The organism is Halomonas sp. 707B3, assembly GCF_024158645.1.
GTDB lineage: Bacteria > Pseudomonadota > Gammaproteobacteria > Pseudomonadales > Halomonadaceae > Vreelandella > Vreelandella lionensis.
The window spans coordinates 1-19,018 of sequence record NZ_JAMZBE010000069.1; the positions used below are offsets into that span (position 1 = coordinate 1).

The 19,018-nt window shown below is 57.7% G+C and carries 15 protein-coding genes; 7 read left to right on the top strand and 8 right to left on the bottom strand.

Annotated features, from left to right (window positions below; genetic code table 11):
* On the top strand, window positions 1–1,125 hold a 1,125-nt coding region (locus BIS10_RS10595), incomplete at its 5' end, for a DNA ligase B (protein ID WP_253505139.1).
* Here BIS10_RS10595 and BIS10_RS10600 read toward each other — a convergent pair.
* A complete protein-coding gene (locus BIS10_RS10600) occupies window positions 1,122–2,057 on the bottom strand; it encodes an AEC family transporter (RefSeq protein ID WP_253505143.1) in 936 nt (311 codons plus the stop codon). The two genes, BIS10_RS10595 and BIS10_RS10600, sit on opposite strands and share 4 nt — an antisense overlap.
* A gap of 140 nt (window positions 2,058–2,197) precedes the next feature.
* On the opposite strand from BIS10_RS10600, the gene metF reads away from it, so the two are divergent.
* Both metF and BIS10_RS10610 read left to right on the top strand, forming a co-directional pair.
* Window positions 2,198–3,037 carry a methylenetetrahydrofolate reductase [NAD(P)H] gene (gene metF, locus BIS10_RS10605; protein ID WP_253505146.1) on the top strand — a complete coding sequence of 280 codons (840 nt, stop codon included), beginning with the start codon at window positions 2,198–2,200 and terminating at the stop codon, window positions 3,035–3,037.
* A gap of 147 nt (window positions 3,038–3,184) precedes the next feature.
* Window positions 3,185–4,396, top strand: coding sequence for an SLC13 family permease (locus BIS10_RS10610; protein WP_083023322.1), 1,212 nt, complete (start codon window positions 3,185–3,187; stop codon window positions 4,394–4,396).
* Between the two features lie 88 nt (window positions 4,397–4,484).
* Here the strand turns inward: BIS10_RS10610 and BIS10_RS10615 are convergent, their stop codons facing one another.
* The 4 genes from BIS10_RS10615 to prlC all read right to left on the bottom strand — a co-directional run bounded on the left by BIS10_RS10615 (window position 4,485) and on the right by prlC (window position 10,410).
* The gene (locus BIS10_RS10615; protein WP_253505149.1) at window positions 4,485–6,689 is read right to left on the bottom strand and encodes a TRAP transporter fused permease subunit; all 2,205 of its coding nucleotides are present in this window, start codon (window positions 6,687–6,689) and stop codon (window positions 4,485–4,487) included.
* Window positions 6,690–6,789: 100 nt separating this feature from the next.
* The gene (locus BIS10_RS10620) at window positions 6,790–7,770 is read right to left on the bottom strand and encodes a TAXI family TRAP transporter solute-binding subunit (RefSeq protein WP_253505152.1); all 981 of its coding nucleotides are present in this window, start codon (window positions 7,768–7,770) and stop codon (window positions 6,790–6,792) included.
* 286 nt (window positions 7,771–8,056) lie between these two features.
* Window positions 8,057–8,305, bottom strand: a complete 249-nt coding sequence (locus BIS10_RS10625; RefSeq protein WP_054641451.1) for a YheV family putative zinc ribbon protein — start codon at window positions 8,303–8,305, stop codon at window positions 8,057–8,059.
* 56 nt (window positions 8,306–8,361) lie between these two features.
* A complete protein-coding gene (gene prlC / locus BIS10_RS10630) occupies window positions 8,362–10,410 on the bottom strand; it encodes an oligopeptidase A (RefSeq protein WP_253505155.1) in 2,049 nt (682 codons plus the stop codon).
* A gap of 201 nt (window positions 10,411–10,611) precedes the next feature.
* Here prlC and BIS10_RS10635 point away from each other — a divergent pair, with 201 nt between their 5' ends.
* From BIS10_RS10635 to BIS10_RS10645, 3 genes are all read left to right on the top strand, one after another.
* On the top strand, window positions 10,612–11,952 hold the full coding sequence (locus BIS10_RS10635) for a sodium-dependent transporter (protein WP_253505158.1): 1,341 nt from the start codon (window positions 10,612–10,614) through the stop codon (window positions 11,950–11,952).
* A 52-nt stretch (window positions 11,953–12,004) separates the two neighbouring features.
* Window positions 12,005–12,556, top strand: a complete 552-nt coding sequence (locus BIS10_RS10640) for a gamma carbonic anhydrase family protein (RefSeq protein WP_253505162.1) — start codon at window positions 12,005–12,007, stop codon at window positions 12,554–12,556.
* Between the two features lie 90 nt (window positions 12,557–12,646).
* Window positions 12,647–13,318: a metal-dependent hydrolase gene (locus BIS10_RS10645; protein WP_253505164.1), complete on the top strand. Its 672-nt coding sequence runs from the start codon at window positions 12,647–12,649 to the stop codon at window positions 13,316–13,318.
* Here the strand turns inward: BIS10_RS10645 and BIS10_RS10650 are convergent.
* From BIS10_RS10650 to BIS10_RS10660, 3 genes are read right to left on the bottom strand one after another with little or no spacing between them, the layout of a single operon-like run.
* The gene (locus BIS10_RS10650) at window positions 13,294–14,676 is read right to left on the bottom strand and encodes a sigma-54 dependent transcriptional regulator (RefSeq protein WP_253505166.1); all 1,383 of its coding nucleotides are present in this window, start codon (window positions 14,674–14,676) and stop codon (window positions 13,294–13,296) included. The two genes, BIS10_RS10645 and BIS10_RS10650, sit on opposite strands and share 25 nt — an antisense overlap.
* Window positions 14,669–16,588 carry an ATP-binding protein gene (locus tag BIS10_RS10655; RefSeq protein ID WP_253505168.1) on the bottom strand — a complete coding sequence of 640 codons (1,920 nt, stop codon included), beginning with the start codon at window positions 16,586–16,588 and terminating at the stop codon, window positions 14,669–14,671. The genes BIS10_RS10650 and BIS10_RS10655 overlap by 8 nt, the downstream gene beginning before the upstream one ends.
* On the bottom strand, window positions 16,585–17,355 hold the full coding sequence (locus tag BIS10_RS10660) for a GntR family transcriptional regulator (protein ID WP_253505170.1): 771 nt from the start codon (window positions 17,353–17,355) through the stop codon (window positions 16,585–16,587). The genes BIS10_RS10655 and BIS10_RS10660 overlap by 4 nt, the downstream gene beginning before the upstream one ends.
* Before the next feature lie 337 nt (window positions 17,356–17,692).
* Here BIS10_RS10660 and lldD point away from each other — a divergent pair, with 337 nt between their 5' ends.
* Window positions 17,693–18,856, top strand: coding sequence for an FMN-dependent L-lactate dehydrogenase LldD (gene lldD / locus BIS10_RS10665; RefSeq protein ID WP_253505172.1), 1,164 nt, complete (start codon window positions 17,693–17,695; stop codon window positions 18,854–18,856).
* Window positions 18,857–19,018: the final 162 nt, after the last annotated feature.

Consider the following 19,018-nt stretch of genomic DNA (forward strand, 5'->3'; position numbering starts at 1 on the left):
CGGTTGGAGAACCACGTGCAGGCACGCCAGCCAGATTCGGGTGCCCGAAGTGCCGTGGCCGGTGCCATGGCGCAGCGCGACCCAAGCCAAGAGACGCTGAATCGCATCGGATTATTCGTATGGGATTGGCCGGATGGCCCGACGCAGATGACCGAACGGCTGGCACAACTGACGGCGCTGGGTTTCGATACGGCCGATTACACCCACTCGATCAGCGGCCAGGAGGCGGCCGCCGAGTGGCGCGAACGGTGGTTTAACGGCCCGCTGCCGTTTGCCACCGACGGCGTGGTGTTAAAACAGGCTGATCGCCCTGGCGTGCGCAGCTGGTCGTCATCGCCCCCTGAGTGGGCGGTGGCCTGGAAGTATCCGTCTCAGCAGGCGCTAGCTCAGGTGCGCGGGGTCGAGTTTCGGGTGGGGCGCACCGGGCGCGTAACGCCGCTGCTATGGCTCTACCCAGTAACTCTGGAAGGGCGGCGCATCAGCCGCGTGTCGCTGGGTTCATTGGAGCGCTGGCAGGCGTGGGACGTGCGCCCAGGTGACCACGTGGCGGTGACGTTGGCGGGCTTGACGATTCCTCAGGTAGACAGCGTGGTGTGGCAAACGCGTGAAAGAGCCGCCCTAAGCGCCCCACCGCCCGAGCGCTACCATCTGTTGAGCTGCTTTACGCTAACGCCCGAGCGAACATCAGAATGCAGCGCCCAACTGCTGGCCCGCTTAACCTATCTCAGCGAGCAGCTGGGCATGCGAGGGATTGGCGAAGGCACTTGGCAGGCGCTGATGGAGGCCGGTGTGGTCACTGAACTATTGGGTTGGTTGGCACTAACGCCAGAGCAGCTACAGCAAGCCCACGGTATTGGCGCGACCACCGCCGCAGCGTTGATGGCACAGTTCGACACGGCGCGCCAAGCGCCCTATGCGACATGGCTAACGGCGCTGGGGATGCCGCCAGGAGGCGATGCCCGGCTAGGCGATTGGTACACCCTCGCGGGTTACTCTCGAACCGATTGGCAAGTCGTGCCCGGCGTTGGCCCGGTACGCGGCGAAGCGCTCGTTGCCTTCTTCAGCCACCCAGATGTTCAGCGCATGGCCCGCCAGCTGCAGCAAGCGGGCGTCGATGGGTTTTAAGCGAGACCGGTGAGCCGCAGCATCAGCCCCAGATAGAGCGGGATCAACAGCGGTGCCAGCAGTGTGGTGGTCAGTACCGCTAAAGCACCTTTCTGCGGCTGAATGCCCAACTCCATAGCTACAACGACGACGTTCGAGGCCATGGGCACCACGCCTAATAGCAGCAGTGCCATCGCCAGCTCCGGTGCGAGTGGCGTGAACTGCTGGAGCACCAGCACCGCTCCCAGCATCACCAGCGGCCAGAGCAAATAGCGCAGGCCCACGCAGGTCGCCACAAAGCGCGTATCCCACGCGGCGAGGGTGACCTGGCTTAACGTCATGCCAATGATCATCATGCCCAGCAGGGTATAGGTGGCGGGAAAGACCGCTAATGAACTCATCAGTGATTCCGGCAGCGTGGCGTTGAGCGCGTTTAGCAGCAGCGCTAAGAGAAACGCATAGACCAGCGGCAGACGAATAATTTTGGCCAAGCTCTGGCGTACCGAGAAGTGGCCTCGGGCGCTCAAATAAAACCCCACCGTGAACTCATACAGGTTAATGCCCAGCATACAGAAGAGATACAGCGTCACCCCTTCCGGCGGCAGCAGAATTAGTGCGACGGGCAGCCCAAAGTAGCCGGTATTACCGGTGCCAGAAGAGAACGCCAACAGCGCGCCTTCCTGCGGGCCAAAGCGGTGCTGGGTGGCCCAGCGAACGGCCAGGGCCATGGCGCTGACCAACAGAAACATTGCCAGGGTGAGCACCAAATACTCTGAGGTGGGGCCGCCATTCATCAGCGCGCGAAAAATTGTCAGCGGCGCAATTAGGTACACCAGCAGCGTGGCGATCGGGCGCGGGTCTATTTTCAACCGTTGGGCGGCAATAAAGCCGAGCCCCACATACCCTAACAGCATAAGCAGCGGGCCCATTAAAGCGCTGGGTGCTAAGTCCATTTCTCCTCCTTGATAGACGCGGTAGCGCCAACATGAGCCGAATTGAAGGTCGACCGTGGAATCTTTCATTAGCCGCTGCGCGGCGAAGCAGCGAGAATACCTCAAATAATGATCACGTTACCGCACTGCGAGGACAAACCATGAGCAGCCAAGAGCATCCGTTAGGTATTAGCTTTGAATTCTTTCCGCCCAACACCGATGCAGGTCGGGAGAAGCTAATTCACGTGCGTGATGAGCTGGCCGCTCGTAAACCGCGTTTCTTCTCGGTCACCTACGGCGCGGGTGGCTCCACCCAGGCGCGCACTCGGGATATCGTGCGCACCGTTAGCCAAAGTGGCATCACCACGGCGCCGCACCTCTCCTGCATCGGCAGCGAAAAGGCCCAGCTGCGCGATTTACTGGCGCAGTACCGGGAAGAGGGCGTCGATAGCCTAGTGGCCCTGCGCGGTGACATGCCCTCCGGGATGGCCAGTATCGGCGAGCTGCGCTACGCCAATGAATTGGTAGAGTTCATTCGCAATGAGACAGGCGACCACTTCGACATCGCGGTAGCGGCGTATCCGGAATCTCATCCACAGGCCCCCAGCCTCGATAAGGATGTGGAAAACTTTGCCCGAAAGATGAATGCGGGTGCCAACATGGCGATTACCCAGTACTTCTTTACCGCCGATGCCTATTTCCATTTCGTCGATAAAGCGCGGGCGCTGGGCGTCGAGCAGCCGATTATTCCCGGCATTATGCCGATTACCAACTACACCAAGCTGGCGCGGTTTTCCGATGCCTGCGGCGCGGAAATTCCCCGCTGGATTCGCAAGCAGCTAGAAGCCTACGGCGATGACAGCGACGCCATTGCGGCCTTCGGTACCGATGTAGTGACTCGCCTGTGTGAACGCCTGCTGGATGGCGGCGCGCCGGGCCTGCACTTCTACACGCTGAATCAGGCAGCCCCGGTCTTGAAGGTGGTGGATAACCTGAGCTAACGCTTTTGCCTGCTGATCATACCGGCCTGCATCTTCGATGCAGGCCGGTTTTTTTATGGGTCTCTATCAGGTTTTTAGCGCTTTGTGGCGATCAGCAAGCACCGTATGATGCCTGCTCTTTTTGCGCTTTGAGAAGGAGCACTCACGATGTGGCTCATCACTGCCATGTTCGCATTCACCTACCTGGGCATGGCAGTGGGCCGATTGCCTGGCCTGCAGGTAGACCGCTCTTGGATGGCCCTCGCGGCGGCGTGTGTGTTGCTGGTGACCGGCACCGTTCAACTGGAGGAGATTGCAGGCCATATCGACATCGGCGCGCTGGTGCTGCTGATGGCGCTTATGCTGGTGTCGGCCCAGTTTGGCTTTTCAGGGGTGTATCACCAGCTGTCAGAGTGGATGGCCCAACATGCGGAGCAGCCCAGCAAGCTGCTACTCGGCGTGGTGCTGCTAGGCGGCGTGCTATCGGCGCTGCTGGTCAACGATATTGTCGCTTTTGCGCTGACGCCGCTGCTGTGCCAGACCCTGCTGGCGCGGGGTTTAGATCCACGCCCATTTTTGTTGGCCCTGGCGATGTCCTGTAACGCCGGATCGGCAGCTAGCCTGATAGGCAACCCGCAGAATATTTTGATTGGTCAGGCGGGCGACTTAGCGTTTTGGGATTACAGCATGCAAGCCGCTGTCCCTGCGCTGGTTGCGCTGATGACAACCTACAGCGTCATCTGGCTCGTCTGGCGGCGGCGCTGGTGGCTCAGTAGCCCAGCTTCGGTGCCATTAGCAACGGCGCCTGTGGCAGAAAGCCTTCGCTATAAGCCACTGTTGGCTGCTGTTGCCTTGTTGGTGCTGTTCTCGACACCGCTACCCAGAGAGTGGGCAGCGCTGGCCGTGGCGCTGGTGCTGATGATGTCGCGCCGGGTAGCCAGCCACCGCTACACACACGCCGTCGATTGGAATCTGCTCCTGCTGTTTGTGGGCTTGTTTATCGTCACGGGGAGCCTGGCATCGCTGCCAGAGGCTAGCGCGGTAGTGAATAGTCTGGTCGGTGAAGGCGGGCTGCCCAGCGATGCGTGGAGTATCGCGGGTATGTCGCTAGTGGCCAGTAACGTGATTGGCAACGTGCCTTTTGTGGTGCTGCTGTTGGGGTTATTCCCTGCACTGTCAGAGTCCACCCTCGTCATGCTGGCAGTCATGTCGACTCTGGCCGGCAACCTGCTGCTTATCGGCAGCGTGGTGAATCTGATTGTGGCAGAAGGCGCGAAGCGTCAAGGGGTCCACCTTGGGTTTATAGAGTTCGCTAAAGTGGGTGTGCCTGTCACCCTGCTATCGATGCTGGCCGCAGCGCTCTGGTTCACGCTTCGCTGAGCGTCATACGCCTTGTGCTAGGCGCATAAAAAAGCCGGAACCTCTCGGTTCCGGCTAGTGCATAGCTTGGCTCTAGTAACGTAACGGTTTACGCAGCGCTTGCCGTTGCCTTGCCTTTGCCACCATGCTGCTTGCGCTGCATGATAAACAGCACCGTACCAATCGCTAAGCCCGCGATGTCGGTGTAGATGCCGCCGTAGATCAAGAACATGGCACCGACCAGCATCACTAAGCGCTGGGGTAAGTTCACCGGACCGAAGAACCACTTCTGAACCATGCCCGAGAGCAACACAATGCCTAGCGTGGCGGTGAGGCCAACGCGCAGGATCTGCATGGCGGAGCCTTCCATCAGCATGGCCGGGCTGTAGAAGAACATGAACGGCACGATAAACGCCGCCAAGCCAATCTTGAACGACGCCACCGAGGTGCCCATGGGGTTGTCCCCAGAGATACCGGCCGCCGCGTAAGAGGCCAGCGCCACCGGCGGAGTAATGGCTGACACTACCGCGAAGTAGAACACGAAGAAGTGAGCAATCAGCGGCTCGATGCCGATGTTGATCAACCCCGGTGCCACGACCGATGCTGCTACCGCGTAAGCCGCCGTGGTGGGCATGCCCATTCCCAGCAGAATGCTGATCAGCATGGCGAAGAACAGCGCCAGCAGTTGGCTAACGCCCGCCAAGCCCAACAGCAGAGAGGAGAAGCGCGCGCCAACGCCGGTTAGCGAGATCACGCCCACAATCAAACCCGCGCAGGCACACACGGCAATGATCTGAATAGACATGGTGCCGGCTAGCTGCAGCGCTCTTAGAATGGCGCGCAAGCCCATCTTGTTGGGTGAAATCCAGCTCACCACGGCAGCAGAGGCAGTGGCCAGCGTACCCGCGCGGATCACCGAGTAGCCCATGAACAGCGCCACGATCAAAATGATGATCGGTGCGAACAGGTAGACTTGCTTCACTAGCTTGGAGAACAGCGGAATCTCATCTTTGCGCATGCCGCGCATGCCTTTACGGGCGGCTTCAAAGTCGACCATAAAGTAGATAGAAGCAAAGTAGAGAATGGCAGGAATAATCGCGGCAATGGCGATTTCGGTATAAGGAATACCGGTCACTTCCGCCATAATGAACGCACCTGCGCCCATGATCGGGGGCATGATCTGACCACCGGTCGAGGCGGCCGCTTCGATCGCCCCTGCGCTACGAGCGGGGTAGCCTACTTTCTTCATCAGCGGGATAGTCAGGGAGCCGGTGGAGACCACGTTACCAGCCGACGTGCCGTTGATCATTCCCATCAAACCAGAGGCAAAGATGGCCACTTTCGCCGGGCCGCCACGGGCACGACCTGCCGCTGCAAAGGCGAAGTTGACGAAGTAGTCGCCCACTTTGGAGGCCTGCAAGAACGCGGCAAAAATGATGAACAGAATGATATAGGTGGACGAGACCGCCGTGGTCGGGCCAAGAATGCCCGCATCGGTATAGACCTGACTAAAAAAGCGCTGGACCGACAGGCCAGGGTAGCCCAGGAAACCAGGTAAATAGGGGCCTGCAAAGACGTAGGTCAGAAACACGGCTGAAATGACGACCAACGCCAAACCTGCCACACGGCGAGTCAGTTCGAGAATCAGCAACGAGCCCGCGATGGCTGCCCAGGAGATACCAGGAGGCGCAAACGACGTGCCGGTGGACATCCGCATGTTGGTGTTAAACGCCATCAGCAGGTAGCCCGCGCTGGCCAGTGCACACACCATGAGCACTAAGTCGGCAGGGTTAAAACGGTGGCGGGCCTGGCGGTAGAACCAGGAGAGCACGATGGCAACCGCCGTGGTGGCCATTAGCGGATAGCCAAAGTGCAGCGTTTCCACGGCCGGGTCGATGCGCATGGCACCGCCGTTGATGGCCTGCTGCATCAAGAATACTTGCACCAGCGAGTAAACCGCAGGAACCAGCAGCGCATAGCTCACCCATTTCAGCCAAGCAGGGGAGGCCTGCTGGTCATCTTCAGCAAAGCGGGCACCGGCAAACAGCCCGTAACCCAAAATTAATGCACCGGCGATGTGTACGATACGGAACGACCAGGTTTCCATGGGGTACACGTTGAGTGAAAACAGGTGGAAACCTGAATAGGCAATCGCCAGTGCTGCAAATAATAGGAACTGCCAGCCAACGAACAGGCGGCGGTTGGGCTCAACAACTTCTTCATCGACGCCATCAGCAATCGATTCTGGCGTTGATGAAGCAGCTAAGGCGTCATCCTTGAGGCCGTTGGGGTCTTGGTCGGTATTGTGACTCATCAGAGGTCACCCTCACAGCAAAAGCAGAGAAAGGGGGCAGTAGCGAACGCTGCCCCGCCCGACAGGGTCGGCAGCGGGGCAGCGCGATGGTGCGTGGAGCTTACTTGATCATGTCGTCAGAGATATCGTAACCGTTCTCTTCGTACCAGCGTGCTGCGCCTGGGTGGAAAGGCAGTACCGTGTTGTGCACGATGTTTTCCGGAATGCTGGTTTCAGCACTGCGGTGTACGTCGCGCATACGATCATTGTTTTCCATCGTGGCTTTCGTGACTTCATAGATGAAGTCTTCCGGCAGGTCACAGCCAGCAATCGCGAAGTTCCACATGGAAACGGCGCGAGCATCCTCTTCCAGCGTGGTGTAAGTGCTAGCCGGGATGGTGAACTCAGCGACCGGGAAGGCGTCTAGCACAGTCGCCAGCTCTTCTTCGGTAAACTCAATAATGTTCACGTCGGTTTGTACTTCCAGCTGGCTAACTGCCGGAATCGGGATGCCCGCAGCGAAGGCGACAACGTCCAGCAGGCCGTCCTGAAGCTGGCCGCCCAGGTCAGACCAGCCGCCATTACGGCGGTCGAAGTTTACGCCCAGGGTTTCCAGCATGGCCGGGAAGTAGGTGTCAGAGGTAGACGCCGCCGGGCCGAAACCGATGCGCGCACCGTCGGGGATGTCGGAAATAGATTCAATACCGGAGCTAGAGAGCGCAGCGATAGAGAACGGGGTTTCATACATCGGGAACAGCGCGCAAACGTTGTCCATGACTAGGCCAGGTGCCAGCGGGCTTTCGCCTTTGATGGCATCAGACGCCGGACCCATAGTGGTTAGGCCAAACGCCATGTCGCCACTGTGCACTAGCGCCAAGTTTTGGGTCGGGCCGCCGGTGACTTCGCCGCCGCCAGAAACGTCTAGTTCTTCAGCAATGAAGTTCGCCCAGCCAGAGCCATAAACGAAGTAGGTGCCGCCTTGACTTGCCGTACCAACAGTAAAGTTAGTGGGCCATTCAGAGCGGTCCGCATGGGCAGTGCCTGCAGCAAGTAACGCGCTGCCTGCGAGCAGAGCGACAGTTTTGGGCATCGTATTGCGCATGGCGAGATTTCCTAAGCTGTTATTGGGATTATCGTCTGGCGTGTGTAAACACCGCCAGTGCTTCATCATTAAGCAGCTTATATAGAGCGATACTTGTGCCACATATACGATTTAATATAAAAATCAATGCATTAAAAATTTGCTCTTCAACTTTGGTTGAAAAGCAAAAGCCATTAAGTGTCTGGCTTTTCGCACGCTCTAGATAGGGTTGTGTGCGGTTTTTCGCACACTTTTCAAAGGGGGCTAGCGCCTAGCGATGCAGCCGCTGCACCGCTAGAGAGGGGCGTTATTTGTTTTTACCTGGGTCAAGAATGCGAACCGGTTGCACATCCTGGATTTTTTGCTCATCACGCACCTGATTCACTCGTGTAGTGAGCTCGGGGGCCGCTTCGTCTTCAATGGGCAGCTGTTCGAAGAAATCACAGCTCACGCATTCACGGTAGCGGATGCCGTGCTGCTCCCACGCACGAATGCGGTCCATGGCGGCACAGCGGGGGCAGGTCACGCCTGCAATAAAACGTTTAATACTCGACATACATACACTCCCAACGTGCGGCGGCAACGCCGCCGCACCGGATAAAAATAGCCAGCTTAGGCGGCGCGAATACCGCTATGGCGCAGCAGCGGTTCGACGCTAGGTTCGCGGCCTCGGAAGGCACGGAATAGCTCGGCGGCATCCCGCGCACCGCCTTGCTCCAGAATCTCTTCGCGAAAGCGCTGGCCAGTGTCTGGGTCAAAAATCCCGGCTTCTTCAAAGGCGCTCCAGGCATCGGCAGAGAGCACTTCTGCCCATTTATAGCTGTAGTAGCCCGCTGCGTAGCCGCCTGCAAAGATGTGGCTGAAACTATTTTGGAAGCGGTTGAAGTCGACTACGGGAACGACAGAGGTTTGGCGACGCACGTCGTCGAGCAGCGTCTGAACATCGCTGGCCGAAGGCGCTTCCAGCTCGTGATGGAGGCGTAGGTCGAACAGAGAAAACTCGATCTGACGCACCATGCCCATGGCGGACTGGAAGTTTTTCGCCGCTTGCAGACGCTCGAACAGAACGTCTGGCAGCGGTTCGCCGGTATCCATGTGTTTGGCCAGCAGGTCGAGGCCTTCCCGCTCCCAGCAGTAGTTTTCCATGAACTGGCTGGGCAGCTCGACGGCATCCCAGGCGACGCCATTAATGCCGGAGACGTCTGCCACCTCTTGCTTGGTCAGCATATGGTGCAAACCATGGCCAAACTCGTGGAACAGCGTGGTCACTTCATCATGGGTCAGCAGCGCAGGCTTGCCGCCCACTGGAGCGGTGAAGTTACAGGTCAAAAACGCCACCGGTAGCTGCACGCCGCTCTCGGTTTTACGACGTACCCGGCAGTCAGCCATCCACGCGCCGCCACGCTTGCCTTCACGGGCGTAGAGATCTAAGTAAAAACCGGCAATCGGTTTGCCCTGCTCGCTGATGCGGTAAAAGTGGACGTCGTCGTGGTAACTCGGAGCGCTTTTATCCTGCTCTATTTGAACGTTGTAGAGGCGCTCAACGACCTGGAATAAGCCGTCGACAACCCTGGGCGCAGGGAAGTAGGGCCGCAGCTGCTCTTGGGAAATATCGTAGCGCGCTTCGCGCAGCTTTTCGCTGGCATAAGCGACATCCCAAGGTTTAAGAGAATCGATGCCAAGCTCATCACGGGCGTAGGCACTCAGCTCGACAAACTCCTCCTTCGCTTGCGGCTTGGCGCGGCGGGCGAGGTCTTCCAGGAAGTCCAGCACCTGCGCGGGGGAGTCTGCCATTTTGGTAGTTAGCGAGTAGTCGGCGTAGGTGTCGAAGCCGAGCAGGCGCGCCAGTTCCTGACGCAGGGCCAGAATCTCTTCCAAAATGGGGGCGTTGTCGAATTTGCCCGCGTTGGGGCCCTGGTCTGAAGCGCGGGTCACAAAGGCGGTATACACTTCCTCGCGCAGCTCGCGGCTGTCGGCGTAGCTGACGATGGGGAAGAAACTGGGGAAATCCAGCGTAATGCGATAGCCCTCAGCGCCTTTGGCTTCTGCCAGGGCCTTAAGAGTTTCCAGGGCGCTCTCAGGAACGCCTGCCAGTGCCTCGCGATTCTGAATATCTTTATGCCATGCCTGGGTGGCGTCCAGCACGTTATTAGAAAACTGGTTAGAAAGCGTGGAAAGACGGGATTGAATCTCACCGTAACGAGCCTTCTTATCCGCCGGTAAGTCGACCCCTGCCAGACGGAAATCGCGCAGGGCGTTATCCACCGTGCGCTGCTGGGCGCCTGTTAACGTTGCCCAGCTCTCGCTCTCTTTTAGCGCCTGCCAGCCTTTGAACAGCCCTTCGTGCTGACCGACCCAGGTGCCAAATGCAGAGAGTTTTTCCAGGCAGGCTTGGTAAGCATCGCGCAGCTCAGGGGTATTCATGGTGCCGTTGAGGTGCGACACCGGCGACCAAGCTTGGGAAAGACGGTCATTCACTGCTTCCAGCGGTGCGGCAAAGTTGTCCCACGTTGGGGATGTGGCAGCGGCCTGTTGGGCGAGGCGATCAATCGCCTCGCGACTTTCATCGAGCAGCGTTTCCACGGCGGGCACCACGTGGTCGGCACGAATGTCGGCGAAAGGGGGAAGCTCGTGGCTCTCTAGCAACGGGTTGCGGGACATAAGCACCTCGGTAGCAATCAAGTTAGGGGCGCACAAAACGTGCGCTGATGATGACACAGTGCGGGCAGTGAGGCGTTGTTTCAATGCTTGACCCGCTGCAAGCGTTTGGCCTGGGGGCAGGCGCCTGCTAGTCTTGCCGCCTTTCCATATCCGTAATATGCAAGTGTCACCAATAAGTGCCACCCATGGCAGGAGCAAGTAATGAGTGAAACGCTAGAGCGCTGGGGGTCGAAACGGGCCTTTATCTTGGCGGTAACAGGTGCTGCGGTTGGGCTGGGTAATATTTGGCGCTTTCCCTATGTGGCGGGAGAGAACGGCGGTGCTGCTTTCCTGTTGATTTACGTAGCGTTCGTGCTGCTGTTAGGCATTCCCGTGATGATGGCGGAAATCCTGATTGGGCGTGCCGGGCGGCGCGGGCCGATGCAGGCGCTGGGGGTACTGGCGTCAGAAGCCGGGGCTTCCCGGCACTGGCGCTGGTTGGGGTTATTTGGCGCGTTCACCGTGTTCTGTATTTTGTCGTTTTACTCGGTGGTCTCCGGCTGGTCGATCGAGTTTTTAGTGGCCTCGGTGAACGGCAACTTTAACGGTGCCAGCGCAGCTGAGATCGGTGCAGGATTCGAAGCGTTTCTGGCGAATCCTGGGCTGCTGATCTTCAACCACTCGCTGTTCCTCTTCATGACCATGACGGTGGTGGCAGCCGGGGTGGCCAAGGGGCTCGAGCGGCTCAATAACCTGCTGATGCCGCTGCTATACGGTTTGCTGCTGTTATTAGCTATTTATGCCACTACTACGTCGGGCTTTGGTACCGCGCTGTCGTGGCTCTTTCTGCCCTCGTTCGAGGACGTGACGCCCGCGGTCGTGTTGCATGCCATGGGCCATGCCTTCTTTACGCTGGCAGTCGGTGCCTGTGCGCTGATGGCGTACGGGGCTTATATGCCTGATGAGCAGAGCCTGCCGAAGGCGGCCTTTGCCGTGGCGGTGTTGGATATTAGCGTGGCGCTGCTGGCGGGCATTGCGATTTTCTCGGTGGTGTTTGCCCAGGGCATGGACCCTGCCGATGGCCCAGGGCTGATGTTTGTCACGTTACCTATCGCCTTTTCAGAGCTGCCGTGGGGCTCGCTCTGGCTCAGCGTATTTTTCTTACTGCTGTTGCTGGCCACCTGGACATCAGCGATTAACCTTGCCGAGCCCATGGTGGCGACGCTGCAGGGGTTGGGCTGGCGGCGCAGTATCTCTACCGCAGTGGTGGCGATCAGCGTCTGGCTTCTGGGCTTGCTGTCGGCGTTCTCGTTCTCGACGCTGGCCGAGTTTAGGCCCCTGTTTGGGCGCAATATTTTTGAGCTAGTCAGCAGTATTCCGCCCGATATTTTCCTGCCCTTGGGTGGTTTGCTGATTGCTACCTTTGCCGCCTGGGTGATGCCGCAAGCGCTGGTCGTGAAAGCGCTGGGCGTGGGCGATGGTGGCTATGTCATGTGGCGCAATCTTGTGCGTTGGGTGTCGATCCCACTGACGTTTATTGTTCTGCTCGGTGGGTTGCTATAGTGCTGTCATCCCGCGTCGTCACGAAACGTGAAATGCTTTAGAGGAGTGTGCCATGAGCAGTGCCCTACGAACGTATCAAGGAGTCTCGCCGCAGTTGGGTGAGCGTGTCTACATCGATCCCGCCAGCGTGGTGATTGGCAATGTCACGCTAGGCGATGACTGCTCAGTCTGGCCAATGACGGTGATCCGTGGCGATATGCACCGCATTACCATCGGTGCGCGCACCAGCGTTCAAGATGGCAGCGTGCTGCACATCACTCACGCAAGTGACTTCAACCCCGATGGTTTTCCGCTCACCATTGGCGATGATGTCACTATCGGCCATAAAGCCATCCTGCATGGCTGCACGCTAGGCAGCCGTATTCTGGTGGGCATGGGCGCGATTGTGATGGATGGCGCAGTGGTTGAAGACGAGGTGATTATTGCCGCTGGCGCGGTGGTGACACCGGGTAAACGGCTGGAAAGCGGCTACGTTTATGCCGGTAACCCAGCGAAGGCGCTGCGCCAGCTTAAGGAGAAAGAGCGGGCTTTCTTCCCCTACACCGCAGGCAATTACGTTAAGTTAAAAGATCAGTTCCTTATGGAAGCCGCCGAAGCACGCTAAGCGTTTGCCTTACCACTCTTTTTTCTAACATAGCCATGTTGCGCGCACTGAAAATCTGGTAATTTATCCAGTTTTCTAGGGTGCCGCGACATGGCTAATTTTCGCACGCATATAACGGTTGCAGCAGCGGGCGGCACGCTAATGGCTTACGTTGGCTGGCAGGCGCAGTGGTGGGTAGCTCCACAAGCCCTGCTAGTCATTGCCCTGGTGGCCTTTGGCGGTATTCTCCCCGACATTGATGCTGACCGTTCTCGCTCTATCCGGCTGATTTTTAATATTTTATCAGTGCCTTCGCTGGTGCTGGGTGTGCTGTTGCTGCAGCCGTGGTTAACCCCTGGGTTGCTGCTGGTGGCGTGTGGTGGCATCTATTTTTCAGTGCGCTATTTAGCGTCCGTGCTGTTTTCGCGCTTGACTGTTCATCGGGGGATTTGGCATTCGTTGATGGCGGCAATGCTGTGTGCGTTAGCCACCGCCGCGTTGAGCTACCATTTGCTGGCCCAGCCAGCGTGGTTAGCGTGGTCCCATGGGGCGGCGGTGTTGTTTGGATTCCTTATTCACCTAAGCCTAGACGAGCTGTTTAGCGTTGACTTGGAAGGGGCGCGACTTAAGCGCTCGTTTGGTACGGCGCTTAAGCTGGGCGATGGTCGTCGCCCTCTCTCTAACGTATTAATGCTGATTGCGCTGTTGGTGCTAACCCCTTGGGTGCCGCCTTGGAGCGTGCTGCTAGAGCTGTTCCATCAAGGTTCACTGCTGTGGCGGTAGTCGTCTGCGCTAAGGCCGTGTTTCTTTAGCTTGTCGTAAAAGGTTTTGCGGGGAATGCCTAAGTGGCGGCAGACATCGGTAACGCGGCCGTGGTGGCGGGCCAGCGATTGGCTGATCAAGCTCTTCTCGAATAGCTCTACCTGACGCGGCAGAGTGGGTTCTTGCGTATCTGCCGAGCCGCCTTCCAGCAGCACATCCAGGCGGTAGTCGAACGCCGCGCCTAACAGCACATAGCGTTCCGCTAGATTGCGCAGCTCGCGGACGTTTCCCGGCCAGTCGTGGGCCAGCAGGGCGGCTACTGCGTGGCTATCCAGGGTAGGCGCTTCCAGGCCACTGCGGTTGGCGGCGACCACGGCAAAGTGTTGAAACAGCAGCGGGATATCTTCCCGTCTTTCCCGCAGGGCAGGCAGCGGTAGCGTCACGACGTTCAGTCGGTAGTAAAGATCCTCGCGAAAGCGGCCCTCTTCAGCGGCGACTTTAAGATCTACCTTGGTGGCCGCAATGACCCGAATGTTGAGCGGCACCGCTTCGTTGGCCCCTAGGCGCTCCACGCTACGCTCTTGCAACACGCGCAGCAGCTTTACCTGCAGGGCCAGTGGCATCGACTCGATCTCATCCAAAAAGACCGTACCGCCGTTGGCATGCTCGAACTTACCAATGCGCCGCTCCACTGCTCCCGTAAACGCGCCTTTCTCATGGCCAAACAGCTCTGATTCGATGGTGTTTTCTGGCACCGCACCGCAGTTGATGGCCATAAACGGACTGTTACGCCGGGCGCTGCGCTCGTGAATGGCCCGGGCGACCAAGTCTTTGCCGGTGCCCGTTTCGCCAAACAGCAGCACGTCGGCTTCGACTTGGCTGATGCGCTGAATCATCGCGGCAAGCCGGGAGATTACCTGGGTACGCCCTACTAGGCGGGGGCCGAGCGCGGCCTGCTGAACTTCCAGCTCGGCTTTTAAACGCAGGTTCTCAAGGCTTAGCTGGCGCTTTTCGATGCCACGTCTCACCACATCCAGCAGCTGGTCGCCAGCAAAAGGCTTTTCCAGAAAATCCCAGGCGCCTGCCCGCATCGCCTCCACGGCGGTGGAGATATCGCCATGGCCGGTGATCAGGATGATCGGCAAAGTGGCGTCGCGGCTATGCAGCTCATGCAGCAACTCCATACCACCCATGCCCGGCATGCGGATATCGCTGACAATCACGCCTGGGAAATCAGGTGGTAGAGCGGCCAGCGCCTGTTCGGCCGATTCAAAGCAGTGGGGCGTATAGCCCGCAAGTTCTAACGTTTGGCTGGCGGTGATACGCAGATGCGGTTCGTCGTCGATCACCATGACCGGCAGCGTCGACGGCTCATGCATGGGTTTGATTCTCCTGTTCGATGCGGGAGCCAGACGGCTCTGGTGCCGATGAGCGTGGCAAGGTGATAGTGAAGCAGGCACCTCCTTCCGTTTGATTCATAGCCTGCAGCCTGCCCCCAAGGTCCTCCATAATACGTGAGGAAATGGAGAGTCCTAGCCCTAACCCGCTACCGGGGGCCTTGGTCGTGAAAAAGGGCTCAAAAATATGTCCAAGGTGATCGGCGGCGATGCCAGGGCCATTATCTGCAACGCTGATAACCACTTGATTGTGATCCACTTGGGCGCTGAGCGTTAGAACAGGCGCATCAATCTCTTTCATTGCCTGAACAGCGTTGCCGATCAAATTCACAAGCACCTGTTCAAGACGAACCAGATCGCCTTCTACCCAGAGTGTCTCCTCTGGCCACTGTTGAACGATACGAATACCGTCATCGCGTAAGCGACTATGAAAGAGCCGTAGCGCGTACTCAATGCAGGCTTGCACGGAAATGGTCTCTTGGTGCTCACTGCTTTTACGTGAGAATTGGCGCAGTTGGGCGCTAATATCTGCCATGCGTTCAGTGAGTTCGACAATTTGCGCTAGGTTGGCGTCGGCGCTTTCAATCCGCGAGAGCTCAATAAAGCGCCGTGCGTTTTCAGCATAGGCACGAATCGCTGCTAAAGGTTGGTTGAGTTCGTGGTTAATCCCGGCGGCTAATTGCCCAAGCACGGCGAGCTTAGCGGCTTGAATAAGCTCATCTTGGGTTTGGCGTAAGTTGGCCTCTGCTCGCCGCCGCTCTTCAATTTCATCCGAGAGGCGTTGGTTGCTGGCGACTAAGTCGCGGGTACGACGCTCGACGCTGACTTCAAGCTCATCTCGCACGCGGGCTAACGTTTGGCGCTCCCGCTCGGCAAACGCTTCACGTTCCCGGCGTAGTCTCAGGCGTTGCCAGCCAATGCCCCCTGCTAGGGCGATGACGCCGTAGAGTCCTCCCGCCATGAAGGCAGCAATCCACTGGGCGTTCATGACCGGTGTCAGTGGCTTGAGAATATGCATTTGCCAGCCAAACTCAGGAATCGGCCGCGTTAGGCTTAAATAGCGCCCGCCGCTGAGTGGGCCATGCGCAAAGCTCACTAGGTAACTACCGGGCCCGTATGGGGTATTCAATTGAATCCCGGACGGCGTTAGCGGCTCCATGGCATAGCGGCGGGTTTCGCGGAGCGCGTCGCGCTGCTCGTCGCTCAGCGGATAGAGAGCGTTCATGCGCAGTTCGGGGTGGCTGGCCATAAAGATGATGTTGTCGCTGTCGGTGACGAACAGCTCGGCATCCTGCTCGGCCCAGCTCTCCTCGACATCATCAAGCAGCACTTTGACGACGATCACGCCATCCGGCTTAGCATCAGGAGAGGTATCATCCAACCAAACCGGTGAGGAAAAGTAGTAACCGCGCTCCAAAGACTTGATGCCTAACCCAAAAAATCGTCCCTGGCCGCCTGCGATGGCATCCGAATAGTAGCTGCGAAAAGAATAGTTCTGGCCAATGAAGGTGTTGGGGCGATGCCAGTTGCTGGCGGCAATGGTGTCGGCATTCCGGTCAAGCAAGTAGACATCTGAGACTCCCGACGTAAAGCGAAAGCGATCCAGCAGCAGGTTGAGCGGCATAGGGTCTTGGCTATCAGGAGAGTCCAAAAAGCGCTGAACGCCTTCACGCGTGGCGAGCATTTGTGGCAGGTAGTCGTAGCGCAGCAGATAGCCGTTCAAGTTGGCCGCGGAGAGGCGTAGCTCGTTCTCGGCATCATCCTGAAGATTTGACAGCGCCTGCTCACGGGCGAGCTGGGCCGCCTGCCACATAAACAGCAGTAGCCCAACGGGAATGGCGATAAGCCATAGCAGACGCCAGCGTCGCGCGGTAGGGCTGAGATGACTGCTCATGCCGGGTTGCTGGTGCCCTGGGCACGGCGTAATGCACGCTGGGCGCGGGTTTCGGCTCTGGCCATTTCAAGCAGGCCCTCTTCCACGTACACCAAGTGTTCATGGGCGCGGGTGCGAGCATCTTCAGCACGGCCTTCTAAAATGGCATCTAGCAAGGCACGGTGCTGCTTCATCAATTGGGTGCGTGAGTCGGGTTTGGCAAACAGATGCGCCAAATTGTCCACGATGCTCTGTTCCAGCAGATGAAAAATGCCTCGGATCGTGTGAAGCAGCAGAACGTTATGGGCGGCCTCCGCAATAGCTAGGTGAAAGGCCGCATCTAGCTTGGCCTCTTGAGCCGGGTCAGCCCCCACAAAGCCACCATCAAGCTCCTCAAATCGCTGAATAAGCACGGCTTTATCGGCAGGCGTGGAGCGCAGGGCTGCATAGTAGGCAGAAATTCCCTCCATGGCGTCACGGAATTCCAGCAGGTCTAAATGGAACTCATTATGGCGGGAGAGCATTTCCAACAACGGATCGGTGTAGCCGTTATTGAGCGTTTCATTCACAAAGGTGCCGCCGCCCTGGCGACTGGTGAGCAGGCCGCGGGCCGCCAGCTTTTGAATCGCCTCTCGTAATGATGGCCGTGAAACGCCAAAGCGTTCGGCAAGCTCTCTTTCTGGTGGCAAGCGTTGGCCTGGCTTAAGGCTACCTTCCAGAATCATAGCTTCCAGACGTTCCGTAATCACATCGGCGAGGCGCTGTTGACGGAGCGGTGGGTAGGTCATTGATAAGTGCTCCCTTAATTGGTAAGACCAATAATAGGGCGTTTCGTTAACATGCTCAAGCGGCAAAAATAAATGGGCAATGCCTATTAAGCTTAAGTATGCCGTTTAAACTAAAGTATAGGCGATAAGGCGGCTTGGAAGATTATCTTCGTTTGACATGCTGCGAGCATCTCATTAACGTTGTTGAATATCATTTGTAAATTGGTATTACCAATATTGGTTTGGTCGCATGCGTGTTGCTGTTAACGGTGTGCGTGATTGTAAAACCCTCGTTAGCGAATTAACGCCTACTCTTAATGGCTACTTATAAGAACGCCTCCATTGCACAGGGCCTGTCATGATCATTTCAGCCTCCACGGACTATCGGCAAGCTGCTAAGCGCCGCCTCCCTCCCTTTCTTTTTCACTATGCTGATGGCGGCTCGTACGCAGAGCATACGCTAAGACGTAATGTCGATGACCTTCGCGATGTCGCGCTGCGCCAGCGGGTGCTGAAAGATATGTCGTCGCTTTCTCTTGAAACCGAGCTGTTTGGTGAAAAGCTGGCGATGCCTGTTGCCCTGGCCCCTGTGGGCTTGGCAGGAATGTATGCAAGGCGTGGTGAAGTGCAGGCAGCGCGTGCGGCAACGAAAAAGGGGATACCTTTTACACTATCTACCGTATCGGTGTGCCCTATTGCTGAAGTGGCCGCTGCCGTGGAGCGCCCCATTTGGTTTCAGCTCTATGTGCTGAAAGATCGTGGCTTTATGAAGCATGTGCTGGAGCGGGCGAAAGAGGCTGGTGTGAAAACGCTGATTTTTACCGTCGATATGCCGGTGCCTGGGGCGCGCTATCGAGATGCTCACTCTGGTATGAGCGGTAAGAATGGCCCTATGAAACGCATGCTGCAGGCAGCAATGCATCCTTTATGGGCGTGGGATGTGGGGGTGCATGGCCGACCTCATGATCTGGGCAATGTGTCTGATTACCGTGGTAAGCCCACAGAGCTTGAGGATTATATTGCCTGGCTTGGCAATAACTTCGACCCCGCGATCTCTTGGAAGGATCTTGAGTGGATTCGTGAGTTTTGGGATGGCCCGATGATTATCAAGGGTATCCTTGACCCTGAGGATGCTCGCGATGCGGTGCGTTTCGGTGCCGATGGCATTGTGGTGTCGAATCATGGCGGTCGGCAGTTAGATGGTGTGCCTTCTACCGCGCGAGCGCTACCCGCCATTGCCGATGCTGTTAAAGGTGATCTGGCGATTTTGGCCGACTCTGGGGTGCGCAGCGGGTTAGATGTGGTGCGGATGATTGCCATGGGGGCAGATACTGCATTAATAGGCCGTGCGTTTATCTATGCATTGGCCACGGCAGGAGAAGCGGGAGTTGCTCACCTGCTGGAGCTGTTTGAGAAAGAGATGAAGGTAGCGATGACGCTGACAGGAGCGCGAACCATTGCCGACCTTAGCTCGGAATCGCTGGTATCTAGCGGGATTGCTGCTATTGACCAGTCCTCTTAATAGAGGGCTGTTAAAGCGGCGCTATAAGGTATCAGAACAATATTGGAGTTTTTTTACAAAACCCTCTTGCCAACCCGGCCGCGAATCCGTAAAGTACGCATCCGCTGCCGGGGACGCCCAGCGTTACCAGCGGTGAAAGAGGTTGAAAAACCTCTGGTTTGT